General features: G+C 63.8%; 8 protein-coding genes. 4 read left to right on the forward strand and 4 right to left on the reverse strand.

The window, feature by feature from the left end; genetic code table 11:
* Nucleotides 1-72: 72 nt before the first annotated feature.
* The 3 genes from AB0O52_RS17820 to AB0O52_RS17830 form a co-directional block, all read right to left on the reverse strand.
* The gene (locus AB0O52_RS17820) at nt 73-3,189 is read right to left on the reverse strand and encodes a S8 family serine peptidase (protein WP_364540261.1); all 3,117 of its coding nucleotides are present in this window, start codon (nt 3,187-3,189) and stop codon (nt 73-75) included.
* A gap of 338 nt (nt 3,190-3,527) precedes the next feature.
* The gene (locus AB0O52_RS17825) at nt 3,528-3,818 is read right to left on the reverse strand and encodes a DUF1540 domain-containing protein (protein ID WP_364540226.1); all 291 of its coding nucleotides are present in this window, start codon (nt 3,816-3,818) and stop codon (nt 3,528-3,530) included.
* Nucleotides 3,819-3,954: 136 nt separating this feature from the next.
* Nucleotides 3,955-4,140 (reverse strand): hypothetical protein, encoded by a 186-nt coding sequence (locus AB0O52_RS17830; RefSeq protein ID WP_364540229.1) that lies wholly within the window; start codon nt 4,138-4,140, stop codon nt 3,955-3,957.
* Nucleotides 4,141-4,491: 351 nt separating this feature from the next.
* Between AB0O52_RS17830 and purS the strand changes: the two genes are divergently transcribed.
* The 3 genes from purS to purL are packed head-to-tail and all read left to right on the forward strand — an operon-like array spanning nt 4,492 to nt 7,815.
* A complete protein-coding gene (purS, locus tag AB0O52_RS17835; RefSeq protein WP_028265707.1) occupies nt 4,492-4,743 on the forward strand; it encodes a phosphoribosylformylglycinamidine synthase subunit PurS in 252 nt (83 codons plus the stop codon).
* Nucleotide 4,744: 1 nt separating this feature from the next.
* The gene (gene purQ / locus AB0O52_RS17840; protein WP_364540232.1) at nt 4,745-5,500 is read left to right on the forward strand and encodes a phosphoribosylformylglycinamidine synthase subunit PurQ; all 756 of its coding nucleotides are present in this window, start codon (nt 4,745-4,747) and stop codon (nt 5,498-5,500) included.
* Nucleotides 5,497-7,815, forward strand: a complete 2,319-nt coding sequence (gene purL, locus AB0O52_RS17845) for a phosphoribosylformylglycinamidine synthase subunit PurL (RefSeq protein WP_364540235.1) — start codon at nt 5,497-5,499, stop codon at nt 7,813-7,815. The genes purQ and purL overlap by 4 nt, the downstream gene beginning before the upstream one ends.
* 72 nt (nt 7,816-7,887) lie before the next feature.
* Here the strand turns inward: purL and AB0O52_RS17850 are convergent, their stop codons facing one another.
* Nucleotides 7,888-8,181, reverse strand: coding sequence for a DUF503 domain-containing protein (locus tag AB0O52_RS17850; RefSeq protein WP_364540238.1), 294 nt, complete (start codon nt 8,179-8,181; stop codon nt 7,888-7,890).
* Between the two features lie 81 nt (nt 8,182-8,262).
* On the opposite strand from AB0O52_RS17850, the gene AB0O52_RS17855 reads away from it, so the two are divergent.
* On the forward strand, nt 8,263-9,117 hold the full coding sequence (locus AB0O52_RS17855) for a DUF1206 domain-containing protein (protein WP_364540241.1): 855 nt from the start codon (nt 8,263-8,265) through the stop codon (nt 9,115-9,117).
* Nucleotides 9,118-9,225: the final 108 nt, after the last annotated feature.

Below are 9,225 nucleotides of genomic sequence, written 5' to 3' on the forward strand. Positions count from 1 at the left end.
TCACAAGGCAGCGGCCGGCGGGATATCCCGCCGGCCGCTGCCTTGCATATCTGTCAGACCATCACTGCCGCACTAAAGCGCGTTGTTCGACTGGTCTTCCCCTTCGTTCTGCAGTTTGCCCTTGCCGTGCTGGCCTTCCTGGTCGTCATTCGGCGCGACGGACACGCTGCCGTTTGCCGAGACCAGGACGGACACAAATGTCGGCGAGCTGGTGCCTGCAAAGGTGAGTCGCCCGATGTAGGAGCCCGGAGTCAGCTTGTTCCACGCGAAGGTGAGCTTTCCGGATTTGCCGTTCTTCATGTTGATCGGGTTGGGCGTGACCGTGGCGTTGCCTTGGTTTGCGCCCAGGATCGCGGTATCAACGCTGGCCTTGGTGGGCCGGTTGTTGGGGCTGGCATACAGGTTCGCGATGATCGTGTACGTCCCGGGTTCCGGGTTGTCGAGCGAGAGCGACTCACTGGCACTCGGCGTCGCTGCCGTGAACAACTGACCCGACGGCGACAGAACATACAGATCGAAATCGGCGGTGGGATCGGAGGAAATCACCGAGAATTTCGCGAACGCCGTTCCGGGGGCAACGGTGGCGGTCTTGACGAAGTTCGAAGCATTGTTCGCTACAGCCACGGGACCGGGAACAAGCTCCGTGGCCGAGGAATCAGCCTTGGATAGGCCGTCAACGGTCACAGCAGTGGGTGAGTCGGAACCGGAGACGATGTTGATGTCGGCCGATCCGCTTGCCTGTTGGGACGTGAAGGCGACGCTCTTGGATGCCAGTACTGACTGCGGGCGGACCGCAATCGGGGAGACCACCGACTTGTTGGCGCCTTCCCATTTCAACGATCCCATCGCGAAGGTGCCCAGTGGCGCGCTCTTGCTCTCGAAGGTCACCGTGAAGGTCTTCTTCTGGCCGGCTTCTTTGAAGTTCAGCACGGACGGGGTCACCTTGACGTCAACGCCAGGGACATCGGCTGTCGCCCGGTACTGCCCCGGGGTCAGGGCGGTGACGGTGCGCGTGACCTCGATCTTGCCCGCGAGGTTACCGAGGGCGAACGAGGGAAGGTTCATGTCGCGCGGCAGTGTCGCGCCAAGTCCCGGCTTTCCGAGATCGACGCCGGTGCCCTGGATGAACTTCAGGTAGTCCTCGGTTCCCGCGTCGTAGACCAGGCCCGGTTCCAGCACGCTGGCAGGGTTCATCTCGCCCGCGCCCGTAGCGAAGACGTCCCGGTTCTTGCTTCCGTTGGCCAGCTTGACGTCACTCGCCGTCGTCATCATGGCCGACTTGACCATCGCCGGTGACCAATCGGGATTCTTCGCCAGGATCAAGGCTCCGAAACCTGCAATGTGCGGGGATGCCATGGAAGTACCGGACATGAATCCGTACTCATCACCGTTGCTGCCGATCGGCGAAACACCTGCCAGTACAGCAACGCCGGGAGCCGAAATATCCGGCTTGAGGAGATCCGAATCGGTGGCGAGGAGCGGGCCGCGGGAGGAGAATCCGGCGATCTGCGGCTGGGCCTCGAGCGGGAGCCCGGTGGTGTCGTGGTCAACCAGGGAAACGGTAATTCCCGGGTTCGCCGCGACCTTGTCCTTGATCGCCTGCGAGGCCGGAGGATTCACGTGGACGGTCGGCACTGCGTGCTTGTCCGTGTCCAACGAGGAACTGGTGAGGTTCACGAGGATCATGCCCACGCCGCCTCCGCGGAGCACCTCGGCGCTCTTGGCGACGCGGTCGACCACCCCACGGTCACACACCACTACCTTGCCGGCGATTTTCGCCGGGTCCAGGGACCCAGGCGCACAGAGCGCTGCGTTGCCGGCACCTGAGGCTGCGTTTGCGGAGAGAACGACGCCGGCCCCGCTCACCTGGTGGTTCATGATGCTCGCTCCGCGGAACTTGGTGCCGTCGGAGAATTCGACGGTTCCTTGGAGCTCCTGGGAGAAGGTAGTAGCTGCAACCGTGGTCATCCAGGGTGCGCCGTGGTTGACGGTGCTGGCCTGCGGACCCGAGTTACCTGCCGACGCTGAGACAAAAATGCCGGCCGACGCGGCAGAGAGGAACGCCAGCGAGACCGGATCCGTGGTGGTGTCCGTAGCGCCGGAAATGGAGTAATTCAGGACGTCCACGCCGTCGGCAATAGCCTGGTCAATGGCGGCGATGGCCGCGGAACTGTAGCAGCCGCCCGAATTGGGGTCGGTGTCTTCCCAGCAGACCTTGTAGATCGAGAGCTTGGCAGCTGGTGCCACGCCGCTCGTCTTGCCGAAGCTGCGGCCATCCACGAACGTTTCCACACCGGGGTCGCCTGCGGCGGTGCTGGCCGTGTGCGTACCGTGGCTCACGACGTCGATGGGGGAGATCTGTTCCTTGGGTGCCCGTTGGGCTGGCGGAACCGTCTGGAGGAAGGCATCTGCGAAGTAGTGGGCTGCGAGGACTTTGGAATTGCAGGCAGTTCCGTCAAAGGCCGCCCCGGTGTCGGTACCCTTCTGGCACTCGCCTACGAAGGTATCTCCGTTGGCCTTCAGCATGGCGATCTTGCCGTCACTCGTGCGGTACGGGACGCCCACCTGGGGGTCTCCGACAAGCGGCTGGACGGGATCGCCGGCGAAGAACTTGCTTGTGGGCGTGTAGCCGGTGTCGATGACGCCCACCACGGTGCCCTTGCCGGCCTGGTCCTGGCCGCCGAACTGGGTATTCCAGACGCCGTTCGGTCCGCTGAGGTTGAGGAAATCGGTAGTGGAGTAGTCCGGAGCCGACTGCGTGTCCGGGGCCACGAGGAGAACATCGGGGTTCTTCGCGAGATTGACGGCCTGGTTCGCGGACAGGGTGGCGCTGAAGCCGTTGATGGCTGTGGTGTAGTCGCGATTGATGCTCACGCTCTGCTGCTTGGCCACGTCCTGCTGCTTCTGCTGCAAGTGGGCCTGGTACTGCTTCACTTCGGCCTTGCCGACGTCGAGCTTCTTGCCGGCTTGGGGCTTAGTGGGCACATAGCCGGGCGTTCCGCCGTCGTAAGTGGCCGCTGGCTTCTCTGCCAGCACCACAACGTAGCGGCCATCCTGATAAGACTTGGGGTCGACATTCCGGGCAACCCCCGCAGCCGTTGATCCGAAGACCGTTGAGCCGGAAGCGGGCGCAGCTTGGGCGGGTGTCAATGCCACCGAGGAGAGCAGAAACGGTAATCCGACGGCCAACGCCGCAGCTTTTCGAAGCCCCCCGCTTCCAATGAAGCTCTTTCCTTGTGAATTCACGAGTGATTGCACCTTTCCGGGCGATCGTGGCGGTTATGTCAAGATCAATCAACTAAGGATGGGCACCGATTGACAGTTCTTGTAATCAGGTAAGTCCCAGCCGATTCATAGAGTACAGAGCGATAGCTGAATATGACATAGGACATATTTCACGTTTTTTGTCATGTCATTCGGCATCAGAATACATCCGCGCGCAGCAACGGGCACGCCCCCGTCGGAAGGGACGTGCCCGCTGTGCGGATATTCAGATATTGATGACGAAGGCAGGGTCGAAAAGAGCCTCAGGCGTGCTGGTACGTCAAGCAATCGGCCGCATCGGCACCGGGGCCGATCCGGACATCGTGGGCCTCGCACATCAGGTTGTTGTTGTGGGTGCATTCCGAGCGCTGGCAGGCACCGACATGCGCCAGGACTTTGGGCAGTCCTCCCATGAGCGTCGTGTCAATGAAGGTGGCACATGATGCGTGGTCTGCGGTTCCGCCGATCGTGATCCCGTACGCGGTGCAGCCATGATGGTTGAATCCGCAGCTGCCAACGCTGCATGCGGACACTTCGGCGACGTGTTCGGTCATTGCTCCTCCTGTTGGGCGGGGAATTTCCTTGACAGCAATTCCAAGCTACGCCCGAATGCGCACCTTTAACCCGGAGGATTAGCGCATTTGCACGTACCCTATTGCGCTCCGTGCGGTATCAGCGCCCCGGGCCGCGCTAAGAACGGATCCCTCGCAACGCGTCGCTGATTTTGGCCCTTGTCGATGCATCCGGCGGGACGGATATGCGGTTTTCCCGCGCAGCCCGGCCTGCCATGATCCTTTGGAAAACCATCCTCCCCAGGCCGGCAAAAACAGCGGCAAGGACCACGGGCAAAACCATCGACTTAGCGTTCTCGGCCATGCCGCAATCCTAGTGACGCAAACCACCCCCCGGCCAGAGCCGCCGTCGTTCAGCGCCCCGACGACGTCGGGCATTGAAAACCCCCGACGTCGTCGGGGCGGCGCCGCGAATTGGCGCGTACCTTTTGCCTGGTTGCCACCTCTTCACCGATCTCCCGCAAATAGGGTATGTAGCGATTTGGCCGGTAGAATGGGCATGCAAGCTCGCGGAGCGCCCCCCTTATTCCGTAAGACACTGCCGTTAAACACTGTTGCTGAACACTGTTTGGAGGCAGTTCCGGCGTGAGACGGCACCACTCCGCGGCAGCCTTTAACCAAGGTTTAACCAACGCTCACGCACAGGAGTTACCGGATGCCCCGGATCGTCGTCGACGTCATGCCCAAGCCCGAGATTCTGGACCCTCAGGGGAAAGCCATCGTGGGCGCACTGCCCCGCCTCGGCTTTACCAGCTTTAGCGCAGTCCGCCAGGGCAAGCGCTTCGAACTGACCGTCGACGGCGAGGTGACCGACGCCATCCTCGCCCAGGCCCGCGAAGCCGCCGAGACCCTGCTGTCCAACCCGGTGATCGAAGACGTCGTCAACGTCGAGGTCGTCGAGGCCTGACATGACTGAACTTCCCTTGATCGGCGGAGCCCCTGTGGCCGTCGAACCCCAATTGCTCGGGGCCAAAATCGGCGTCGTCACCTTCCCCGGCACCCTTGACGACCGCGACGCCGCCCGTGCGGTACGCCTCGCAGGCGGCACCGCCGTCGCGCTCTGGCATGCGGACACCCACCTCGCCGACGTGGACGCCGTCATCATCCCGGGCGGTTTCTCCTATGGCGACTACCTGCGCGCCGGCGCGATTTCCCGCTTCGCTCCGCTGATGTCCCGCATCATCGATGCTGCCAACAGCGACGCCAAGCTGCCTGTGCTGGGAATCTGCAACGGCTTCCAGATCCTGACCGAGTCGCACCTGCTCCCGGGCTCCATGATCAAGAATGACCACTTGAAGTTCTTGTGCCGCGACCAGGTACTGCGCGTGGAGAACAACAAGACCTTCTGGACCTCGGATTACGAGGCCGGCGAGGAAATCACGGTTCCGCTGAAGAACCAGGATGGCCAGTACATCGCCGACGACAAGACCCTGGACGCCCTTGAGGCCGAGGGCCGCGTCGTGTTCCGCTACGTCGGCTGGAACCCGAACGGTTCACGCCGCGACATCGCCGGCATCAGCAACGCGGCCGGCAACGTGGTGGGCCTCATGCCTCACCCGGAGCACGCGGTGGAGCCAGGATTCGGCCCGGAGTCCAACGCCGGCACGGATGGCTTGGGCTTCTTCACCTCCGTCCTGAACAAGATCGTGGGAGGCGCACAGTGACTACCTCAGCTGAAACCGTCGGCAAGAAGTTCAACATCGACACCGTCGAGAACGCGGCCAAGACGCCGGACACCGAGCTCCCCTGGGCCGAACTCGGCCTCAAGCAGAACGAGTTCGACGAGGTCGTGAAGGTCCTGGGCCGCCGCCCCACGGGCGCCGAACTCGCCATGTACTCCGTCATGTGGAGCGAGCACTGCTCCTACAAGTCCTCGAAGAACCACCTGCGCCAGTTCGGCGAAAAGGTGACAGAAGAGATGAAGAAGGACATGCTCGTGGGCATCGGCGAAAACGCCGGCGTCACCAACTTGGGCGACGGCTGGGCCGTGACGTTCAAGATCGAGTCCCACAACTCGCCGTCGTTCGTGGAGCCCTACCAGGGTGCCGCAACCGGCATCGGCGGCATTGTCCGCGACATCATCTCCATGGGCGCCCGCCCGGTGGCCGTGATGGATCCGCTGCGTTTCGGCGCCATCGACCACCCGGACACGGCCCGCGTCATGCACGGTGCCGTTGCCGGCATCGGCGGCTACGGCAACTCGCTTGGCCTGCCGAACATCGGCGGCGAAATGGTCTTCGACTCCGTGTACCAGGGCAACCCGCTGGTCAACGCGCTGGCAGTCGGCGTCATGCGCCACGAAGACATCCGGTTGGCCAACGCCTCCGGCAAGGGCAACAAGGTAGTCCTCTTCGGTGCACGCACCGGCGGCGACGGCATCGGCGGCGCATCGGTGCTGGCCTCGGAGTCCTTCGACGACACCAAGCCCTCCAAGCGCCCCGCTGTCCAGGTAGGCGACCCCTTCGCCGAAAAGGTGCTCATCGAGTGCTGCCTGGAGCTGTTCAAGGGTTCGCTGGTTGAGGGTATCCAGGACCTCGGCGCCGCGGGCATCTCCTGCGCCACGTCCGAGCTCGCTTCCAACGGCGACGGCGGCATGCAGGTTGAGCTGACGTCGGTGCTGCTTCGCGACCCCACCCTGACCCCGGGCGAAATCCTGATGTCCGAGTCGCAGGAACGCATGATGGCCGTTGTCACCCCGGAGAACGTCGCCGCGTTCGAAGCGGTCATGGACAAATGGGCCGTGGAGTACTCCTGGCTTGGTGAAGTGACCGACACCGGACGGCTGATCATCACGTGGGAAGGCGAAGTCATTGTCGACGTCGACCCGCGCACCGTTGCCCACGACGGTCCGGTCTACGACCGCCCGTTCGCCCGCCCCTCATGGCAGGATTCCGTCCAGGCCGATACCTTCACGGGCTCCGTGCAGGACGCCGGCCGCCCCTCCACCTCCGGGGAACTGGCCGCTGCCATCACCGAGCTCATTGCTTCACCGAACATGTGCAGCAAGGCCTGGATCACCAAGCAGTACGACCGCTACGTCGGCGGCAACACCGCCATGGCGTTCCCGGACGACGCCGGAGTGGTCCGCGTGGACGAGGAAACCGGCCTTGGCGTGGCCCTGTCCACCGACGCCAACGGCCGCTACACCTATCTCGACCCGTACCACGGCGCGCAGCTTGCACTTGCCGAGGCGTACCGCAACGTCGCCACCTCGGGCGCGGTCCCGATGGCCGTCAGCGACTGCCTGAACTTCGGTTCCCCCGAGGATCCGGACGTCATGTGGCAGCTGGCCGAGTCCATTCGTGGACTGTCGGACGCGTGCATGGAGCTGGGCGTCCCGGTCACCGGTGGCAACGTCTCGTTGTACAACCAGACGGGTACCGTGCCGATCCACCCCTCCCCTGTGGTTGCGGTGCTGGGCAAGCTCGACGACGTCGCGCGCCGCACCCCGTCCGGCTGGAAGGAAGACGGCCAGGCCATCTACCTGCTGGGCACCACGGCTGCGGAGCTGGACGGTTCGGAATGGTCCAACCTGCGTGGACACCTCGGTGGCTTGCCGCCGAAGGTTGACTTGGCCATCGAGCGCCAGCTGGGCGACATCCTCGTCAACGCTTCGCGTGACGGCATGATCGACGCCGCGCACGACCTCTCCGAGGGCGGCCTTGCCGCTGCGCTGGTGGAGTCCGCACTGCGCTACGGCGTCGGCGCCCGGATTGCGTTGGACGAACTCGTGGAGCGCGACGGCGTGGACCTGTTCACGGCTTTGTTCTCCGAGTCCCAGGGCCGGGCCATCGTGTCCGTTCCGCGCTCCGAGGAAATACGCTTCAAGGACATGTGCACCGCCCGCGGCTTCGCCCACCTCCGGATCGGCGTCGTCGACGCTGCCGGCGGCAAGTTGGAGATCAACGGCGTGGACGAGCTCTCCTTGGACGCTCTCAGCGAAGCCCACGAGGCCACGCTGCCGAAGTACTTCGGCTAATCCAACGCGGGGTCACTTACGGCCCAAGAATCCCCTCGGGATGGGCCGTAAGTGACCCCGCGTTGTTCGTTGTCAGTCTTCGCTGTGGAGGTCCCGGCGTCGGGCGCTCAGCAGCTCCAGTTCGGGGCGCGCGGCAACGAAGCGTTCGACGGCGTCGAGCACCTCCACGAGATGCGCACGGTCTGCTGCCACCGCGCCCGCGCCGATGAGGGCACGGCGATGCTGGTCCAAGTGCCCGGTCTCGGCGGCAGAGACCTCGAAACGCCGTTTCAACTCGCCGATCAGCGGCCGCACCAGGGAGCGTTTCTCCTTCAGGCTGTGCACCTCGCCGAGGAGGATGTCGAATTCGATCCACGCGATCCACATGCGCTCATCGTATCCAGTAGTGGCGCGCCCTCCCGCTTCGGAGCCCACGGTGGCAAGATGAGGGCAGACCAAAGGAGCTCCATGGGCGCAGACGATCATACGAACAAGGCCGGTAACGCAGTATCCCGCGGCGCCGATTCGGTGGAAAACGCAGTAGACGACGCAAGGGATTCACGGACCGTCCAGGTGGTGGCGCGGGCCGGCTTCGTGGCCGTAGGGCTGATACACCTCCTGATCGGGGTTATCGCCTTGGGGATCGCTCTGGGCTCATCCGGCCAAGCCGACCAAAGCGGAGCGGTCAGCCAGATGGCCGCCACGCCTGGCGGGGTCGTCCTTTTGTGGGCGGGGCTGATCGCCTGCGGCGTCCTCGCCCTCTACATGGCGAGCGACGCCGTGATGGGGTGGAGCGGGGGCAGCTCGAAGCCCTGGATGAACCGGCTCAAGGCAGTCGGGCAGGCCATCGTCTTCGCCGTGGCCGCGGTGACCTTCGGCAGTTTTGCGCTCAGCCATCCAAGCAACAGCAGCGAGAAATCCCGTACGACCAGCGCAGACCTCATGTCCAGCGGTCCCGGCACCGTCGTCCTGGTGATCATCGGAGTGGCGCTGCTGGCGGCAGCCGGCACGTACGTCTTCCTGGGGATCACACGCAAATACGAAAAGAACCTGAGGGGAAAGCCGTCCGGGGGCCTGGGAGATGCGTTTGTGGTGCTGGGCGTGGTGGGTTATTGCGCGAAAGGGGTGGCCCTCGGCGCCGTCGGCCTGCTCATCCTGATCGCCACAGCGGCGCACGACCCCTCCCAACAAGGGGGCCTCGATTCGGCGCTCAAGGCCTTCCTGAAACAACCGTTTGGCGGATGGGTGCTGGGGTTCGTCAGCGTCGGACTCATGGCTTACGGTATCTACTCCTTGTTCCGCTCCCGTTACCAGCGGATCTGACGGCGGCCCGCGACTAGGAGACTGCTGAACTAATTGCTTTGAGGGGCTGGTCCGGGGCGTTCATGTGTTCCGGGCCAGCCCTTTGTCATTTGTCTGGGTTTTCGGGAC

Origin of the sequence: Arthrobacter sp. NPDC080073 (assembly GCF_040686575.1) — a bacterium.
Taxonomy (GTDB): Bacteria; Actinomycetota; Actinomycetes; order Actinomycetales; family Micrococcaceae; genus Arthrobacter.

Coding starts and splice junctions, on each gene's coding strand:
- AB0O52_RS17855 (WP_364540241.1), top strand. CDS start 8,263: ATGGGCGCAGACGATCATACGAACAAGGCCGGTAACGCAGTATCCCGC.
- AB0O52_RS17830 (WP_364540229.1), bottom strand. CDS start 4,140: ATGGCCGAGAACGCTAAGTCGATGGTTTTGCCCGTGGTCCTTGCCGCT.
- AB0O52_RS17850 (WP_364540238.1), bottom strand. CDS start 8,181: ATGTGGATCGCGTGGATCGAATTCGACATCCTCCTCGGCGAGGTGCAC.
- purQ (WP_364540232.1), top strand. CDS start 4,745: ATGACTGAACTTCCCTTGATCGGCGGAGCCCCTGTGGCCGTCGAACCC.
- AB0O52_RS17825 (WP_364540226.1), bottom strand. CDS start 3,818: ATGACCGAACACGTCGCCGAAGTGTCCGCATGCAGCGTTGGCAGCTGC.
- purS (WP_028265707.1), top strand. CDS start 4,492: ATGCCCCGGATCGTCGTCGACGTCATGCCCAAGCCCGAGATTCTGGAC.